17 protein-coding genes are annotated in these 17,447 nt (G+C 71.9%); 10 read left to right on the top strand and 7 right to left on the bottom strand.

The window, feature by feature from the left end:
• Window positions 1–3 precede the first annotated feature (3 nt).
• On the top strand, window positions 4–1,530 hold the full coding sequence (locus OO60_RS15560) for an amidohydrolase family protein (protein WP_244885524.1): 1,527 nt from the start codon (window positions 4–6) through the stop codon (window positions 1,528–1,530).
• A gap of 79 nt (window positions 1,531–1,609) precedes the next feature.
• Window positions 1,610–2,797, top strand: coding sequence for a glycosyltransferase 87 family protein (locus OO60_RS15555; protein ID WP_004562408.1), 1,188 nt, complete (start codon window positions 1,610–1,612; stop codon window positions 2,795–2,797).
• Here OO60_RS15555 and serC read toward each other — a convergent pair.
• The 6 genes from serC to OO60_RS15525 form a co-directional block, all read right to left on the bottom strand.
• A complete protein-coding gene (gene serC, locus OO60_RS15550) occupies window positions 2,790–3,914 on the bottom strand; it encodes a phosphoserine transaminase (protein WP_004562407.1) in 1,125 nt (374 codons plus the stop codon). The genes OO60_RS15555 and serC overlap by 8 nt on opposite strands.
• A gap of 207 nt (window positions 3,915–4,121) precedes the next feature.
• Complete coding sequence (locus OO60_RS15545; protein ID WP_004562406.1) at window positions 4,122–5,462, bottom strand: serine hydrolase domain-containing protein; 1,341 nt, start codon at window positions 5,460–5,462, stop codon at window positions 4,122–4,124.
• Between the two features lie 45 nt (window positions 5,463–5,507).
• On the bottom strand, window positions 5,508–6,128 hold the full coding sequence (locus OO60_RS15540; RefSeq protein ID WP_004562405.1) for a response regulator: 621 nt from the start codon (window positions 6,126–6,128) through the stop codon (window positions 5,508–5,510).
• The gene (locus OO60_RS15535) at window positions 6,125–7,285 is read right to left on the bottom strand and encodes a sensor histidine kinase (RefSeq protein WP_004562404.1); all 1,161 of its coding nucleotides are present in this window, start codon (window positions 7,283–7,285) and stop codon (window positions 6,125–6,127) included. The genes OO60_RS15540 and OO60_RS15535 overlap by 4 nt, the downstream gene beginning before the upstream one ends.
• On the bottom strand, window positions 7,282–8,151 hold the full coding sequence (locus OO60_RS15530) for an ABC transporter permease (RefSeq protein ID WP_240490944.1): 870 nt from the start codon (window positions 8,149–8,151) through the stop codon (window positions 7,282–7,284). Before OO60_RS15530 ends, OO60_RS15535 begins: the two co-directional genes overlap by 4 nt.
• Window positions 8,148–8,987: an ABC transporter ATP-binding protein gene (locus tag OO60_RS15525; RefSeq protein WP_081656101.1), complete on the bottom strand. Its 840-nt coding sequence runs from the start codon at window positions 8,985–8,987 to the stop codon at window positions 8,148–8,150. The genes OO60_RS15530 and OO60_RS15525 overlap by 4 nt, the downstream gene beginning before the upstream one ends.
• 216 nt (window positions 8,988–9,203) lie before the next feature.
• Between OO60_RS15525 and OO60_RS15520 the strand changes: the two genes are divergently transcribed.
• Both OO60_RS15520 and OO60_RS15515 read left to right on the top strand, forming a co-directional pair.
• The gene (locus OO60_RS15520; RefSeq protein WP_004562401.1) at window positions 9,204–10,898 is read left to right on the top strand and encodes an SDR family oxidoreductase; all 1,695 of its coding nucleotides are present in this window, start codon (window positions 9,204–9,206) and stop codon (window positions 10,896–10,898) included.
• Between the two features lie 14 nt (window positions 10,899–10,912).
• On the top strand, window positions 10,913–11,515 hold the full coding sequence (locus OO60_RS15515; RefSeq protein WP_004562400.1) for a TetR/AcrR family transcriptional regulator: 603 nt from the start codon (window positions 10,913–10,915) through the stop codon (window positions 11,513–11,515).
• Between the two features lie 7 nt (window positions 11,516–11,522).
• Here OO60_RS15515 and OO60_RS15510 read toward each other — a convergent pair whose 3' ends face one another.
• Window positions 11,523–12,671 carry a citrate synthase 2 gene (locus tag OO60_RS15510; protein WP_004562399.1) on the bottom strand — a complete coding sequence of 383 codons (1,149 nt, stop codon included), beginning with the start codon at window positions 12,669–12,671 and terminating at the stop codon, window positions 11,523–11,525.
• Between the two features lie 289 nt (window positions 12,672–12,960).
• On the opposite strand from OO60_RS15510, the gene OO60_RS15505 reads away from it, so the two are divergent.
• The 6 genes from OO60_RS15505 to OO60_RS15480 all read left to right on the top strand — a co-directional run bounded on the left by OO60_RS15505 (window position 12,961) and on the right by OO60_RS15480 (window position 17,416).
• Window positions 12,961–13,263 carry an urease subunit gamma gene (locus OO60_RS15505; RefSeq protein WP_004562398.1) on the top strand — a complete coding sequence of 101 codons (303 nt, stop codon included), beginning with the start codon at window positions 12,961–12,963 and terminating at the stop codon, window positions 13,261–13,263.
• Window positions 13,264–13,339: 76 nt separating this feature from the next.
• Window positions 13,340–13,645: an urease subunit beta gene (locus tag OO60_RS15500; RefSeq protein ID WP_004562397.1), complete on the top strand. Its 306-nt coding sequence runs from the start codon at window positions 13,340–13,342 to the stop codon at window positions 13,643–13,645.
• A gap of 1 nt (window position 13,646) precedes the next feature.
• Complete coding sequence (locus OO60_RS15495) at window positions 13,647–15,362, top strand: urease subunit alpha (protein ID WP_004562396.1); 1,716 nt, start codon at window positions 13,647–13,649, stop codon at window positions 15,360–15,362.
• Window positions 15,362–16,033 (top strand): urease accessory protein UreF, encoded by a 672-nt coding sequence (locus tag OO60_RS15490; RefSeq protein WP_004562395.1) that lies wholly within the window; start codon window positions 15,362–15,364, stop codon window positions 16,031–16,033. Before OO60_RS15495 ends, OO60_RS15490 begins: the two co-directional genes overlap by 1 nt.
• A complete protein-coding gene (gene ureG, locus OO60_RS15485) occupies window positions 16,023–16,712 on the top strand; it encodes an urease accessory protein UreG (RefSeq protein ID WP_004562394.1) in 690 nt (229 codons plus the stop codon). Before OO60_RS15490 ends, ureG begins: the two co-directional genes overlap by 11 nt.
• Window positions 16,709–17,416, top strand: a complete 708-nt coding sequence (locus OO60_RS15480; RefSeq protein ID WP_004562393.1) for an urease accessory protein UreD — start codon at window positions 16,709–16,711, stop codon at window positions 17,414–17,416. Before ureG ends, OO60_RS15480 begins: the two co-directional genes overlap by 4 nt.
• Window positions 17,417–17,447: the final 31 nt, after the last annotated feature.

The following is a 17,447-nucleotide window of genomic DNA, read 5'->3' as shown; positions in this document are numbered from 1 at the left end:
GCTGTGTTGCGAGTCGAGGCGAACCGGCGCGATTTCCTGCGGTGGCTGGCGACGGCGGGAGCGGGCCTGGCCGCCGCCGGAGTCGCGCCCGCCGTGTTCGCGCAGGAGGCCGCGGCCGCCGGCACGGGCGTCGTGGTGGTGACCGGGGCGACCCTGATCGACGGCACCGACGGCCCGTCCCGGCCGGACTCCGCCGTCGTGCTGGTCGGGGACCGGATCGCCTGGGTCGGCCCGGCGGCCGACGTGCCGTCGTGCGGGAGCGCCCGCGTGATCGACGGCCGCGGCCGCTACCTCGTGCCCGGCCTGTGGGACATGCACGCCCACGGCATCGACTACGAAGACCTGTGGCCGCCGCTGTTCCTGGCCAACGGCGTCACCGGCATCCGGGAAATGCAGGGCTACGACGAAAACCGCGTCACCCGCGACAAGATCGCCCGCGGCGAGCTGCTCGGCCCGCGGGTCGTGCTGGCCAGCGCGATCCTCGACGGCCCGGTGTCGCTGCTCGGCCCGCCGGTCACCAAGGTCGCGGACGCCGCCCAGGCGCGGGCCGCGGTCCGGACCGCCGTCGCGCAGCGCTCGGACTTCGTCAAGGTGTACTTCTACCTGCCGGAGGACGCGTTCGCCGCGATCGCCGACGAATGCCGTCGCCACGGCCTGCCGTTCGCCGGGCACTGGCCCTACCGGCTGCGTGTGCTCGACGCCGCCAAGGCCGGCCAGCGCAGCTTCGAGCACCTCTTCGGGCTGCCGATCGCGACGTCGAGCCGCCGGGACGAGTTCCTCGCCCGGCTCGACGCGACGCCGTTCGACCCGAAGGCCCCGCGCGACTTCTTCAACCTGGCCCGCGAACTCGACCGGCAGGCCGCGCAGGCGTACGACCCGGCCGCCGCGGCGCAGCACTTCGCGGGCCTCAACGCCTACGGCAGCCGGCTCAGCCCCACCTTCACGGTCAACCGGGTGATCTCGCGGCCCGCCGACGCCTACGCCCACGACCCCCGGCTCAAGTACGTCTCCCAGGACATCCGCGATCTCTGGGCCGACCGGCTGCCGCTGTTCACCCCGGTCACCGCCACGCAGGCCGCCCAGCAGGAGGCGTACTTCGAGGCGCAGCTGCGGCTCGTCGGGGAGGCGCACCGCGCCGGCGTCGGGATCCTCGGCGGGACCGACTGCCAGAACCCTTACGTCTTCCCCGGGTTCAGCCTGCACGACGAGCTCGGCTGGCTGGTCGAAGCCGGGCTGAGCCCGCGGCGGGCGCTGCAGTCGGTGACCCGCGACGCGGCCGCGTTCCTCGGCCGGGCGCACACCGCCGGGACGATCGCCCCCGGCAAGGACGCCGACCTGGTCCTGCTCGACGCCGACCCGCTCGCCGACATCGGCGCGGTCCGGCGGGTCGACACGGTCGTCACCGCCGGCCGCGTGCTCGGCCGGGCCGCGCTCGACCGGCTGCTGGCCGACGCCGAAGCCGCGGCGAGCCGCCCGGTCACCGCGGCGAACGCCAGGTCAGTGCGGTTGCCGGTGCACGGCTGCTGCTGAGCCCCGGGTAATCTCGGCCGGTCGAAGACCTGGGGTCGAGGGGGGCACATTGACTGGGCGGAAGCTGGCTTGGTCGCTGGTGGTGCTCGAGGTCGCCGCCGTTGTCCTGGTGCTGCTCCTGAAGCGCTTTGACGGCCTCGACCTGGAGGTTTACCTGGGTGGCGCCAAAGCCCTGGCCGAGCAGGGCTCGCCGTACGACGCCTGGGTGCCGACCACGCACCAGATCCTGCTGCCGTTCACCTACACGCCGTTCGCCGCCGCGGTGTTCCTGCCCGGCACGCTGCTGCCGTTCGCGGTGACGATGAAGCTGCTCAGCATCGCGTCGATCCTCGCGACCGGCGTGGTCGCCTACCTCTACGTCGCGACGCTCAACGGCTCGCTCACCGACGCCTCGAAGGTCCGCGGCCGGACGGTGGCCGCGCTGGTCGCCATCGGCGCCCAGCTCGCGGGCGCCCTGCTCGAGCCGGTGCGCTCGACGCTCGGCTTCGGGCAGATCAACGCGCTGCTCATGGTGCTGGTGGTGCTCGACGTCCTGCTGCCCGGTGCGCGGAAGCGGACGAAGGGCCTGCTGATCGGCGTGGCCGCGGCGATCAAGCTGACCCCGGCCGTCTTCGTCGTCTACTTCCTGGTCCGCCGCGACTTCCGATCGGCCGCGCGGGTGGTCGCCGGGTTCGTCGCGGCCGGGGCGCTGCTGTGGCTGATCCGGCCGTCGGCATCGGTCACGTACTGGACGAAGCTCGTCTTCGACGCGGGCCGCATCGGCGGCGTCGACTACGTCGGCAACCAGTCGCTGCACGGCCTGACCGTGCGCGCCGGGCTGCCGGAGTTCGCCTGGGTGCTGGCCGCGCTGGCCGTGATGGCCCTGGTCGCGGTGATCATCGTGCGCGCCGCCGAGCCGGTGCTCGGGCTCACCGCCTGCGCGCTCGGCGGGCTGCTGGTCTCGCCGATCTCGTGGACCCACCACTGGACGTGGTGCGTGCCGGTCCTGGTGCTGGCCGGGTGGTACGCGTGGCGGTTCGACCGGGTGGTCCGGTGGGTGGCGGCCGCGGTCGTCGTGGCCGGGCTGACGCTGTTCATCGTCGGCCCGATGTGGTTCGCCCCGCGCCCGGCGCCCTCGCCCGGCTGGTGGCTGGCGACGGAGTCCTACGAGCTGTTCGGCCTGGTCCTGCTGGTCCTGGCCGCGTTCGGTGCCCGCCGCCTGGGCACGAAGAAGGGGACTCCCGCCGTGTCGGCGGAAGTCCCCTCCAAGGAGCCTCAGGTCAGCTGAGCCGCTCGACCACGTACTCGATCGCATGCGTCAGCTTGGTGACGTCGTCCGGGTCGATCGCCGGGAACAGGCCGACGCGCAGCTGGTTGCGGCCCAGCTTGCGGTACGGCTCGGTGTCGACGATCCCGTTGGCGCGCAGCACCTTCGCCACCGCGGCGGCGTCGACGTCGTCGCTGAAGTCGACCGTGCCGACGACTTGCGAGCGCAGGTCCGGGTCCTTCACGAACGGCGTCGTGTAGCTGGTCTTCTCGGCCCACTCGTACAGCCGCGACGACGAGTCCTTCGTGCGCGCGGTCGTCCACTCGAGGCCGCCCTGGCCGTTCATCCACTCGATCTGCTCGGCGAGCAGGAACAGCGTGGCCACGGCCGGGGTGTTGTACGTCTGGTCCTTGCGGGAGTTGTCCAGCGCGGTGGGCAGCGACAGGAACTCCGGGATCCAGCGGTCGCCGCCGCCGATCTCGCCGATCCGCTCGACCGCGGCCGGGGAGGCCAGCGCGATCCACAGCCCGCCGTCGGCGGCGAACGACTTCTGCGGCGCGAAGTAGTAGACGTCGAAGTCCTCGGCCTTGACCGGGAGGCCGCCGGCGCCGGAGGTGGCGTCGATCGCGACCAGGGCGCCTTCGCTGCCCTCGGGGCGGCGGACCGGCACGGCCACACCGGTCGACGTCTCGTTGTGCGCCCAGCCGACCAGGTCCGCGCCGGTTTCGTAGGCGATGTCCGGCGCGCTGCCCGGCTCGGCCTTGACCACGATCGGGTCGGCCAGGAACGGCGCACCCTTGGTCACGGTGGCGAACTTCGAGGAGAACTCGCCGTAGGTGAAGTGCTGGGCGCGCTCGCGGACCAGGCCGAAGGCGGCCGCGTCCCAGAACGCCGTGGTGCCGCCGTTGCCGAGGATCACCTCGTAGCCCTCGGGCAGGGAGAACAGCTCGGACAGGCCCGCCCGCACGCGTCCGACGAGGGACTTGACCGGCTTCTGCCGGTGCGACGTGCCGAGGTAGGTGGAGCCGGACTCCGCCAGCGCACTCAGCTGCTCGGCGCGGACCTTCGACGGTCCGCAGCCGAAGCGGCCGTCGGCCGGCTTGAGGTCTGCGGGGATGGTCAACTCAGCGTCGGTCATGTGGTCAGTCTCTCAGGTCGGGATACGGCTGGTGAAGGTGGTTCTTTCGCGTCCGGGATGTGGAACGTTGGTCCGGTCGGGGGCGTCGGCGCGGGTCGCCGTGGGGGTAAAAACACGGTTTGCGCGCGGGCGTCCCGCCGGTAGCTTCACGCCGTTGTGAAGGCCCCGCTCACCACCCTGGGGGTGTGAGCGGGGCCCGTCAACCTCTCACCGCCAGTTCTCGACGCCGCCCGGGACCGGCGCGCCCGGGTCGTACGGCGTGCGCGTGAAGATGAACGTCGCCAGGTCGAGGTGCGTGGCGACGCCTTCGGCGTTGCGGCCGACTTCGAGCGTCTCGCCGGCGTAGTAGGCGTCGAGGCCGACGTAGGTGTCCTTGCCGGCCGGGCGGAACCGCGAACTGCGCCCGGCGCCCTCGACCGGCGCGAGCAGCAGCAGGCCGTCGGGCTGGAGCCGCAGGTGGTACGGCGTCGGGCCCCAGTGCCAGAGGCCGGTCAGCGCGAGCTGCTCCGGGTCGGCGGCGGACGGCAGCCACTCGGCGGGCAGCCGCGGCTCCAGCTCGTCGGTCATCGTGATGAGGTCGAGGCAGAGCTGGGTGATGCCGACGCCGGACGTCGAGTTGGCGAGCACGAGCGCGCCGGTCTGCGCGGCCGGGTCGACCAGCGTCACGGCGAGGAACCCGGGCATCGAGCCGGTGTGCCCGGCGAACCGGCGGCCCTGGTAGCGCACGAGCATCAAGCCGAGCCCGAACCCGGTCGTCCAGACGTCGGTGTCGTCGACGGTGACCATGGTCCGCATCTCGGCGACGGTTTCCGGCGCGAGCACGCCGCCGGTGTCACCGCCGAGGAACGCCGTCCAGCGGCCGAGGTCGTTCGCGGTGGACCACAGCTGCCCGGCGGGCGCCATCGCGCCGGCGTCCGGGCTCGGTTCCGGCAGCAGGACGTCGGCGAAGGGGTGCACGGCGAAGCCGTCGGCGTGCGCGCCGACCGGGTGCGGGGTGGTGCGGATCATCCCGAGCGGGCCGAGGACCTCCTCGTCGAGCACGGAGAGCCAGCCCTTGCCGCGGTGGCGCGCGAGGAGTTCGCCGAGGACGCCGTAGCCGACGTTCGAGTAGTGGAACCGCGCGCCGGGCCGGTGCTTGGTCGCGCCCTCGGCGAGGCTGCCGACCAGCGCGTCCCAGTCGGCGCCGGGGGTGCGTTCCCACCACAGGCCAGGCGATTCGGACGTCAGGCCGGAGGTGTGGGAGAGCAGCTGGGCGACGGTGGCGCTGCCGAACGGCGTGCCCGGGACGTGCTTTTCCAGGGGGTCGTTGAGGTCGAGCAGGCCCTCGTCGCGCAGCCGCATGACGGCGGTGGCGACGAGCGTCTTGGTGATCGAGCCGAGCCGGTACTGGGTGTCGGTGCCGGGCTGCTGCTCACCGACGCGCCCCCGGCCGCCGGACCAGACGATCCCGCCGTCCCGCACCACGGCGGCGACCAGCGAAGGAGCCCGGCAGACGGCCTGCTCGTGGGCGATCCGGCGGAGGAGGGCGTGTTCGGTCGAGGCAAGCATGGAGGCATTCTGCCGCGCAACGGCGACCGAAGCAGGTCCTGGTCCTCAGCCGAGCAGGTTCCTCGCCATGGCCGTGGTGACCGCGGCCGTGCGGTCGGAGACGCCGAGCTTGCCGAAGACCCGCAGCAGGTGGGTCTTCACCGTGGCCTCGCTGATGTGCAGGGCGCGGCCGATGTCGGCGTTGGTGCCGCCCTTCGCCACCAGCCGGAGCACCTCCACCTCGCGCGCCGACAGCGGTTGCGGCTCCGGGTTGCGGACCCGGTTGACCAGCTTGCCCGCCACCGACGGCGCCAGCACCGTCTCCCCGCGGGCCGCCGCGCGGATCGCGTTCGCCAGCTCCGCGCGGGACGCGTCCTTCAGCAGGTAGCCCGACGCCCCGGCCTCCACCGCGCGCAGGATGTCGGCGTCCGTCTCGTACGTCGTGAGCACGACGATCCGGCGGCCGGGCTGCTCGCGCAGGATCCGCTTGGTCGCGCCGACGCCGTCGAGCCCCGGCATCCGCAGGTCCATCAGCACGACGTCGGGCGCGGCGACGCGGTCGAGCGCGACGGCTTCGTCGCCGGAGCCCGCTTCGCCGACGACCGTCAGGTCCGCCTCGGCTTCGAGCATGCCGCGGAGCCCTTCGCGGACGACGGGGTGGTCGTCGACGAGCATGACGCGGATCAAGCCGGCACCTCCAGGGTGAGTTCGGTGCCGCTCGGGCCACTCCGGACGCTCAGTGTGCCACCGACCTGCTCCGCCCGTGACCGCATCCCGCGCAGCCCGAACCCGGTGGCGTGCTCGGGATCGAAGCCGGTGCCGTCGTCGCGCACCGACAGCCGCACCGAACCGTCCACAACGGACAACCGGACCGACACCGCGGACGCCGCCGCGTGCCGCCGGACGTTGTTCAGCGCTTCCTGGGCGCCCCGCAGCAGGACCACCTCGCCCGCCATGCCGATCGATGGCAGCGCACTGTCCACTTCGTACTTGACCGGCACGCCCGTCTCGTCGGCGAGCCGGTCGGCCTGCCGCCGGACGGCGTCGACGAGCGAACCGGCCGCGAGGTCCGCCGGGGCCAGCGCGGCGACCATCGCACGGGCCTCGGTGAGGTTGTCGCGGGCGGTGCGGGCGGCCAGCTCCGCGTGCCGCCGCGCCGCCGCCGGGTCGGTGTCCAGTTCGGACTCGATGGCCTGGGCGAGGGTGACGATGCTGGTGAACCCCTGGGCCAGGGTGTCGTGGATCTCCCGCGCGAGCCGTTCGCGCTCGGCCGCGGTGCCCGCCTCCCGGGAGAGGCGGGCGACCTCGGCCTGGCTGGCTTCGAGCTTCGCGATCAGGTCCGCGCGGCCCCGGCTCTCCTCGATGACGTGCCCGATGAACTTGCCGCACAGCACGCCGAACACGACCAGGATCGCCGTCATCGGCAGCATGATGTGCAGCGTCGGGCCGCTGAGCCCGTCGTTGACGACGGCCGCCGCGGGGTTGGTCAGGATGGCGATGGTGGTGAGGACGGCCGCCGGCCGGAACTCGAGCGTCGAGAACAGCAGCGGGCACGCCATGAAGAGGATGAACCCGGACGTCCCCTCGGCGACCATGGCCACCCCGACCAGCACCAGGACCAGCACGGCGAACACCCACCGCTGCGTCCGCGACGAATCGTCGTCGCGGACCAGCCGCCGGCCCCACAGCAGGTAGCTCAGCGCGAGCGCGGTCAGCGCCCCGGCCGCGACCGCCGTCCGCACCGGGTCGCCGTGGTCGAGCACCACCAGCGTGGTCGTGGCCAGGTAGGCCACCGCGAAGAGGATCTCCCAGAGCCAGTTGAACCGGTCCCAGGCGTCGGTCACTTCGCGTCGGTCCACCGGAAGGTCAGCCGCGCCAGCACCGCCCCCGCCACGCACCAGATCCCCAGCACCAGCGCCACCCGCGGAAGTTCCCATGTCCCGGCCATCTCCATCCTCACCGCGCCGTCCGGCAGGAACACCGACCGGAACCCCTGGCAGATCCACTTCAGCGGGAAGAACGACGCGATGTCCACCATAACTTTCGGCAGGTTCGTGATCGGCGAGACGAACACGCCGGAGATGAACTGCAGGACCAGGTACAGCATCTGCACGATGGCGACCGCGCCGTTGGTGGACTTCGCGAGCGAGCTGACCGCGATCCCGAGCAGGGTGCACGAGACGATGCCGAGCGCGAACACCCACAGCAGCGTCAGCCACTTCGCCGGGTCGGTCGGGAGGTGCAGCCCGAACAGCAGGACGGCGACCGCGGCCATCAGCACCGTCTGGGCCAGGCTCGACACCGCGACCAGCACCATCTTGCCGACGAAGTACGACGCCGGCGGCATCGGCGTGCCGCGCAGGCGCTTGAGCGCCCCGGTCTCGCGGTCGGCGGAGACGCCGGTCGCGATGCTGTTGAACGACGTCGACACGATGCCGGAGCCGATCATCCCGGCCGCCAGCAGCTGGCCGGACGTGACGCCGTCGAGGGCCGTCGGACCGTCCAGGATGGACCCGAGCAGGATCATCAGGACCGCGGGCAGGGAGAAGGTGAAGACCACCTGTTCCTTGTGGCGGAAGAACTGCCGCAGCTCGGTGCCGCCGCGCGCCAGCCCGAGCGAGAGCGGGCCGGGGAGCGTTGCAGCTGCCTTTCGGGGGGTCCGGGTGGCGAAGCCCCCGGCTCGGGGCGAAGCCCCGGGTGTCACGGTCATGCCTTGTCTCCGATCAGGTCCAGGTAGATGTCCTCCAGGCTCGGCCTGGTCACCGTCAGCCCCGCGAGCTCTCGACCCCCAGCCGAGAGTTCGTTCACGAGCTTGGTCGGGTACGCGGTGTGCTCGACGTGCTCGCCGCGTTCGTCGGTCCAGCGCACGGTCGCCTCGGCGGCGGCCCGGCCGCCCAGGTTCTGCGGCGTGTCCTGGGCGACGATCTCGCCCCGCGCGATCACCGCGACGCGGTCGGCGAGCGCTTCGGCCTCGTCGAGGTAGTGCGTGGTCAGCAGGATGGTGGTGCCTTCGGCGGCGAGGTCGCTGATGAGCGTCCAGAACTGCCGTCGCGCCTCGGGGTCGAAGCCGGTGGTCGGCTCGTCGAGGAAGAGCAGCTCGGGCCGGCCGATGATGCCGAGCGCGACGTCGACGCGGCGGCGCTGCCCGCCGGAGAGCGACTTGACCCGCGCCTTGGCCTTCTCGGTGAGCCCGACCTTGTCGATCACCTCGTCGGGGTCGCGCGGGTCGGGGTAGTACTTCGCGAAGTGCCGGACGGTCTCGGCGACGCTCAGCTCGGCGGCGTCGTTCGCCGTCTGCAGGACGATGCCGAGCCGCGACCGCCACGCGCGGCCGGCCTTGCCGGGGTCCTCGCCGAGCACGGTGACCTCGCCGGACGTCCGCTGCCGGTGGCCTTCGAGGATCTCGACGGTGGTGGTCTTACCGGCGCCGTTCGGGCCGAGCAGGGAGAACACCTCGCCCTGGGCGATGTCCAGGTCCAGCCCGGCCACGGCGAGGTGACCGGGGTACTGCTTGCGCAGGCCGCGCACGCTCACTGCTGTGGTCATGGCTCAAGCGTGGCGGCCGGCGACGGCGAATCCGACCAACGCCCGGCTGAATCCGGCTGTCCACCGTTCGGTGGACACGGGTGGTTGGTTCCACGGGAAACCACGAAAACGCTGTCATATCAGGAAAAATCGGAAACTTCGCAGCCGCGACACCGCCGCGCGGGTGAACCGTGCTGTTGACAGCTTGTCTAACATGACAGAATGTCTCACAAGTGGGTGACCGCCAGCGACGGTGTCCGCCTCTCCGTCACCATCGACGGCCGGAGCGACGGGCCCACGGTCGTGCTCGTGCACGGCTACCCGGACAACAGCTCGATGTGGGGCGGGGTCGCCGCGTCGCTGGGGGTGGCACACCGGGTCGTCACCTACGACGTCCGGGGCGCGGGACAGTCGGACAAGCCGTCGGGACGCGCGTCCTACCGGCTGGACCAGCTGGCCGACGACCTCCGCGCGGTCGTCGAGGCAGTGCAGCCGACCGGCAAGGTGCACCTGGTCGCCCACGACTGGGGCTCGATCCAGACCTGGCACGCCGTCACCGGCGACGGCCTGCGCGGCCGGGTCGCCTCCTACACGTCCCTCTCCGGCCCGAGCCTCGACCACGCGGGCGCGTGGTTCCGCGCGCAGCTGCGACGCCCGACGCCGAAGCGGCTCAAGAACGCGCTGAGCCAGTTCCTGCACTCGTGGTACATCCTGGCGTTCCAGATCCCGTTCGTCCCGGACCTGCTGTGGCGCACCGGTTTGATGGGCAAGCAGATCCAGCGGATGGAACCGGACGCGGCGCCCCCGGAGAAGGCTGACGGCCTGCACGGTCTCCAGCTCTACCGGGCCAACATGTTCACCCGGCTGTCGCGGCCGGCGCCCCGGCCCGCCGACGTCCCGGTGCAGGTGCTGGCCCCGACCGGCGACGCCTACGTCACGACGCCGCTGCAGACCGAGGTCACCCGCTGGGTGCCGGACCTGCGGATCCGCCGGATCGTCGGGACGCACTGGGTGACCCGGGCCCGGCCGCAGGTGGTCGCCGCCGCGGCCGCCGAGCTGATCGAATACGCCGAGACCGGCACCGAAAGCCGCGGGCTGCGCCGGGCCCGCGTAGGCGCCGGGCCGTTCGCGCACAAGCTCGTCGTCGTCACCGGGGCGGGCAGCGGGATCGGCCGCGCCACCGCGCTGGCCTTCGCCGAGCGGGGTGCGGACGTCGTCGTCACCGACATCGACGCCGCCGCGGCCACCGAGACCTTGAAGCTCTTGGGTGACCACGGCGTCGCCGAGTACACAGTGGACTCTTCGGACGGCGATGCCGTGCATCGGTTCGCTCGTGATGTGCGGGACAACCACGGCGTCCCGGACATCGTGGTGAACAACGCGGGGATCGGGATGTCCGGTCCCTTCCTCGACACGTCCGTCGAGGACTGGGAGCGCGTCATCGACGTGAACCTCTGGGGCGTGATCCACGGCTGCCGCGCGTTCGCCCCGATGCTCGCCGAACGGGCCGAAGGCGGCCAGATCGTCAACCTCGCTTCGGCGGCCGCCTACCTGCCGTCGAAGATCCTTTCCGCCTACGCCACGACGAAGTCGGCCGTTCTCACGCTGAGCGTCTGCCTGCGGGCCGAGCTGGCCGCGCACCACATCGGCGTGACGGCGGTGTGCCCGGGGATCGTGAAGACCAACATCACGAACACGACGACGTTCGTCGGGGTGTCCGAAGAGGAGCAACGGCGGCGGCAGCTGTCGAGTTCGAAGCTCTACGCGCGGCGCGGGTTCGGCCCCGAGGGGGTCGCGCGGGACATTCTGCGCGCCGTGGAAAAGGACATCGCGATCGCACCGTCCACTCCGGAGGCGAAGGCCGCGTTGGTCCTTTCGCGACTGACGCCCGGCCTGCTGCGCCAAGCCGCGAAGCTGGACCTGACGCCGTGAGCAAACCCCGGCGGATGTCGCCGCAGGCCCGCCGTGACGACCTGATCCGCGCCGCGCTCGACCTGTTCGGCTCGCGGGCGCCGGAACTGGTCACCGTGGACGACATCGTCGCGCGGGCCGAGGTGTCGCGGCCGCTGTTCTACCGGTACTTCTCCAGCCTGCGCGAACTGCAGGTGCAGGCCCTGCGCACGGTCACCGACGGGCTGATCGACGGGCTGGCCGGGCTCGAGGAGGGCCCGCCGGAGGTGCGGCTGCGCGCGGCCGTCCGCGGCCTGATCGACGTCGCCGACCACTACCGCGCCGGGTACATCGCCCTGCTGCGCAGCGGTTCGGTGATCTCCACGTCCGAAACGGACGCGGCGATCGACGAGGTCCGCAACCGCGCGGTGGCCCTGATCTTGGACGCGCTCGGCGTCACCGATCCCTCGCCCCTGCTCTCCTTGACCCTGCGCTGCTGGACCGCGGTGGTCGAAGGCGCCCTGCTGAGCTGGCTCCAGGAGCGCACGGTCCCGCGCGAGTCACTGGACACCTGGCTGGTCGACCAGCTCACGGCCATGCTCGGCGCCACCGCCCAGCACGAACCGGCCGGCACCACGGGGGTACCGGCCGGTTCGTGAGAAAGCGTCAGTGCTTGGTGACGAGCTCCCAGCCCTCGACGTCCTCGGGGCTGCGCGGCGCCGGGCCGACGTACTTGGCCGACGGCCGGACCAGGCGTCCGGTCCGCTTCTGCTCCAGGATGTGCGCGGCCCAGCCGGCGGTGCGGGCCGAGCTGAACATCGCCGGCATCATGTGCGGCGGGACCTGCGCGAAGTCGAGGATGACCGCGGCCCAGAACTCGACGTTGGTCTCGATCGGGTGATCCGGGCGCCGCTCGCGCAGCTCCTTCAGCGCGGCCTGCTCCAGCGCGGCGGCCGCCTCGTAGCGGGTCGCGCCGAGCTCCTGGCAGGTCCGGCGCAGCACGCGGGCCCGCGGGTCCTCCGCGCGGTAGACGCGGTGGCCGAAGCCCATCAGGCGTTCCTTGCGGTCGAGGATGCCCTTGACCAGGCCCGCCGGGTCCCCGGTGCGTTCGACTTCTTCGATCATCGGCAGCACGCGCGCCGGGGCGCCGCCGTGCAGCGGGCCCGACATCGCGCCGATGGCGCCGGACATGGCCGCCGCCACGTCGGCGCCGGTGGAGGCGATGACGCGGGCGGTGAAGGTCGACGCGTTGAGGCCGTGCTCGGCGGCCGACACCCAGTACGCGTCGAGGGCCTTGACGTGCGCCGGGTCCGGCTCGCCGCGCCAGCGGACGAGGAACCGCTCGGTGATCGAGTGGGCCTCGTCGACGCGGGTCTGCGGGACGGCGGGCTGGCCGATGCCGCGCGCCGACTGGGCGACGTAGGACAGCGCCATCACCGAGGCGCGGGCCAGGTGCTCGCGGGCCTCTTCGTCGGTGATGTCGAGCAGCGGGCGGTACCCCCAGATCGGGGCGAGCATGGCCAGCGCGGCCTGGACGTCCACCCGGACGTCACCGGTGTGCACCGGCAGCGGGAAGGGCTCGGCGGGCGGGAGGCCGTGGCCGAAGCGGCCGTCCACGAGGAGGCCCCAGACGTCGCCGAAGGTCACCTTGCCGGCGAGGTCCTCGATGTCGACGCCGCGGTAGCGCAGGGCACCGCCGTCCCGGTCGGGTTCGGCGATTTCGGTGTGGAAGGCGACGACACCTTCCAGACCCGGTCGGAAGCCGTCGTCGGGTTGGCCGGACGGCTGAGGCTTGCTGATCGTGGAGGTAGTCACTGTTTCGCGGAACCTTTCGGTGCGCTTTTCCCCGGCTGGTTGGTGCTGGTCGCGCGGTTGGGACAGAGCGCACTGAACGCGCGCCACATCGCACGGATGGATAGACCTTGCTCTCTTGACGGGCGGGTGGCAATCGAAAGAAGCGGTGGTTTCGGTCACGATTACGAGAACGATTCAGTCACGCTGGCCGCCAGGCAGGAGAATTTTCACCACTCAGTGTGACGAAGCCCAGGTAAATCCTGTGTTTCCGAACCAGGCGCTCCCCGGTTTCGGGTGATAGACCTAGCGCATGCACCTCAGCCCGCAGGAGCGCGACAAGCTGCTCGTCCACGTGGCTGCCGACGTCGCGCGGAAGCGGCTGGACCGCGGTGTCCGGCTCAACTACCCCGAGGCGGTCGCGCTGATCACCGACCACGTCCTCGAAGGCGCCCGCGACGGCCGCACGGTCAGCGAGCTGGTGGCCAGCGGCCGAACCGTGCTCGCCCGGGCGCAGGTGCTCGACGGCGTGCCCGAAATGGTCGACTCCGTGCAGGTCGAGGCCACGTTCCCGGACGGCACCAAGCTCGTCACCGTGCACGACCCGATCGTGTGACCCACCCGTCGTGAGTGGTAAGGCGGGTTCTAACCCGTCTTACCACTCACGACCCCACCCGGAGGACGGGAGCCGCATGCGCCCTGGCGAGATCATTCCCGGCGACGAGCCGGTCGAGCTGAACCCCGGCCGTCCGCGCGTCCGGCTGCTCGTCCGCAACCTCGGCGACCGGCCGGTGCAGGTCGGCTCGCACTACCACTTCGCCGCGGTCAACCCCGGCCTCGAGTTCGACCGGGACGCCGCCCGCGGCCACCGGCTCGACGTCCCGGCCGGGACGTCGGTGCGGTTCGAGCCCGGTGTCGAACGCGAGGTCGACCTGGTGCCGCTGGCCGGCGCGCGCCGGGTGCCGGGGCTGCGGTCCGAGTTCTCGGGGGAGTTCTGAGATGCCGCAGATCGACCGCGAGCGCTACGCCGAGCTGTTCGGCCCGACCACCGGCGACCGGATCCGGCTCGCCGACACCGACCTGCTGATCGAGGTCACCGAGGACCGCTCGATGGGGGTCGGCGGCTCCGGCGACGAGGTGCTCTTCGGCGGCGGCAAGGTCATCCGGGAGTCCATGGGGCAGGGGATGGCCACCCGCGCCGAGGGCGCGCCCGACCTGGTCATCACCGGCGCGGTGATCCTCGACCACTGGGGTGTGGTCAAGGCCGACGTCGGCGTCCGCGACGGCCGGATCGTCGGCATCGGCAAGGCGGGCAACCCGGACACGATGGACGGCGTCGACCCGGCCCTGGTCATCGGGCCGTCCACCGAGGTGCTGTCCGGCAACGGCAAGATCCTCACCGCGGGCGGCATCGACTGCCACGTCCACTTCATCTGCCCGCAGCTCGTCGACACGGCGCTGGCGGCGGGACTGACCACTTTGGTCGGTGGTGGCACCGGGCCCAACGAGGGCACCAAGGCCACGACCGTCACGCCCGGCGCGTGGAACCTCGGCCGGATGCTGTCCGCGATGGACGGTTACCCGGTCAACGTCCTGTTGCTGGGCAAGGGAAACACGGTTCGTCACGACGCCTTGCGCGAACAGCTGGCGGCCGGCGCGGGCGGGTTCAAGCTCCACGAGGACTGGGGCACCACGCCCGCGGCGATCGACGCGTGCTTGACGGTGGCCGACGAAGCCGGGGTCCAGGTGGCCATCCACACGGACACGCTGAACGAGGCCGGGTTCCTGGAGTCCACGGTGGACGCGATCGGCGGCCGCTCGATCAACGCGTACCACACCGAGGGCGCCGGCGGCGGGCACGCACCCGACATCATCCAGGTCGTCTCGCTGCCGAACGTGCTGCCGTCGTCGACCAACCCGACCCGGCCGCACACCGCGAACACCCTCGACGAGCACCTCGACATGCTGGTGGTCTGCCACCACCTCAACCCGTCGGTGCCCGAGGACCTCGCGTTCGCCGAGAGCCGGATCCGGCCGACCACGATCGCCGCCGAGGACGTCCTGCACGACATGGGCGCGATCTCGATGATGAGCTCGGACTCGCAGGCGATGGGCCGGATCGGCGAGGTGATCATCCGGACGTGGCAGACCGCGCACGTGATGAAACGCCGTCGCGGCGCTCTGCCCGGCGACGGCGCGGCCGACAACCTGCGCGCGCGTCGCTATGTCGCCAAATACACGATCAACCCGGCCATCGCGCACGGCATGGAGACCGAAATCGGCTCGGTGGAGGTCGGCAAGCTCGCGGATCTCGTGTTGTGGGAGCCGAAGTTCTTCGGCGTCCGCCCGCACGTGGTGCTGAAGGGCGGCTTCCCGGCGTGGGCGGCGATGGGCGACGCGAACGCGTCCATCCCGACGCCGCAGCCGGTGCTCGCCCGGCCGATGTTCGGCGCGTCGATCGGGGCGGCGCTGAGCCTGCACTTCGTCGCACCGTCCGCTTTGGACAGTGGGCTGCGCGAGACGTTCGGCATCACCCGGCCGCTGGTCGCGGTGTCGAACATGCGGGCGCGGACGAAAGCGGACATGGTGCTCAACGACGCGACGCCGGACGTCCGCGTCGAGCCGGACAGCTTCGCGGTGCACGTCGACGGCGAGCTGGTCGAACCGCAGCCGGTGACGGAACTGCCCATGGCGCAGAGGTACTTCCTGTTCTGATGGACCTTTCGGCGCTGATCCTCGCGGACTCCCGCTTCCCCGGCGGCGGGCACGTCCACAGTGGCGGGATGGAGGAAGCCGTTTCCCGCCGGCTGCTGACATCCGTGCGCGAGCTGCCGGGATTCCTTTCCGGACGGTTGCGCACGGCGGGTTACCTGGCGGCCGTTTTCGCCGCTGCCGCTGCGCACGCGGCGGCCAATCGGGGAGAATGGTCGCTTTTGGACGCCGAACTGGACGCCCGGACGCCGTCGTTCGCGCAGCGCGAGGCATCCCGTGCGCAAGGTCGCGGGACCGCGCGGGCCGGGCGGATCGCGTGGCCGTCACCGGTGCTCGACGCGTTGCTGGCCGAGACCCCGCGGCCCCACCACCCGATCGTGCTGGGTGCGCTGGTCGGCGTCGCGGGCGGCTCGCCGTACGACGCCGCAATGGCCGCCGCTTATTTGTCGGTGAGCGGCCCGGCGAGCGCGGCCGTGCGGCTGCTGGGGCTGGATCCCTTTGTCGTCAACGCGGTCGTGGCGCGGCTGGACCTCGCCGCGGTCTGTTCGGAAGCCGCCGCCGTGGCGGGGGGCGACCCGGCGGCGCTGCCGTCTCCGGGCTCGCCCGCGTTGGATTTGTTCGCCGAGGCCCACGCCCGGCACCACCAGGAAGAGGTGCGTCTCTTTGCCAGCTGAAGGTCACGGCCACGGCCACTTCCACGAGGTCAACTTCGACCCGACGGCGTCGGAACCCGACCACTACGACGCGGCGCCATCGGCCGGGCGCGCGTACCGGATCGGCATCGGCGGCCCGGTCGGCTCCGGCAAGACCGCGCTGACGGCGGCATTGTGCCGCGCGCTGGGTGACGAGATCAACCTCGCCGTGGTGACGAACGACATCTACACGACCGAGGACGCGGACTTCCTGCGCCGGGCGGGCGTGCTGGACCCCGAGCGGATCGAGGCCGTCCAAACGGGAGCGTGCCCGCACACGGCGATCCGCGACGACATCACCGCGAACCTCGACGCGGTCGAGCGGCTGGAGGAGAAGTTCCCCGGCCTGGACCTGGTGATCATCGAGAGCGGCGGCGACAACCTGACGGCGGTGTTCAGTCGCGGCCTGGCGGACAGCCAGATCTTCGTGGTCGACGTGGCGGGCGGCGACAAGGTGCCGCGCAAGGGCGGCCCCGGTGTCACGACGGCGGATCTGCTGGTGATCAACAAGACCGACATCGCCCACCTGGTCGGCGCGGACATGGCGGTGATGACGTCGGACGCGCACCGGATGCGCGGGGAGCTCCCGGTGATCACGCAGTCCCTTGTGGACACTCCGGACGCGCCCGAGGTGGCCGGCTGGGTCCGTTCCCTGCTGTGAAGGCCCACGCCCGGTTGACCGCGTGCTTCGACGGCTCGCGCACGGTGCTGCGCGAGCTGCGCTCGATGGCACCGCTGACGTTGTTCCCGCGCCGGGGGCCGGGCGCGGCGGCGGTGGTGCACCTGGTCAATTCGGCGACCTCGCCGTTGGGCGGGGACGACCTGACGCTGTCGATCCACGTTGGCCCCGGGGCGTCCCTCCGGGTGTCCGGCGTGGCGGCGACCCTGGCCCTGCCCGGCCTCCACGGTGAGTCATCTCTGTCTACTGTGGACGTCGTGGTGGAGCCGGGTGGGTCGTTGGAGTACCTGCCGGAACCGACGGTGGTCACCGCACGGGCCCGGCATGCGGCGGTGTTCCGGGCTTCGGTGGCTTCCGATGCGTATCTGCACACGCGGGAGGTGCTGGTGCTGGGGCGGGCCGGGGAGAAGCCGGGTTCGTTGACGACTTCGCTGTCCGTCACGCGGGGGTCGGTGCCGGTGGTGCGTCAGACGCTTTCGGTGGGGGACGCGGGGTTGGACGGGAGCCCGGCGGTGCTGGCGGGGCGCCGGGTGCTGGCGACAGACCTGGTGGTCGGCGGCCCGCAGCTGCCGGCGGCTTCGGGTGAATGGTGGTCCCGCAGCCCGCTGGCCGCGGGCGGCACCCTCACCACATCCCTGGCGCCGGACGCGGTCACGGCGATGAAGGGGCTGGCCGAGGCGTTCTGAGCAGCCCCCGTTTTCCACGCTACCGGGAGGC

This window comes from Amycolatopsis vancoresmycina (genome assembly GCF_000716785.1).
GTDB classification, from domain to species: domain Bacteria; phylum Actinomycetota; class Actinomycetes; order Mycobacteriales; family Pseudonocardiaceae; genus Amycolatopsis; species Amycolatopsis vancoresmycina.
The sequence above is the reverse complement of the archived record's forward strand: the minus strand, read 5'-3'. Positions and strand labels throughout refer to the sequence as shown.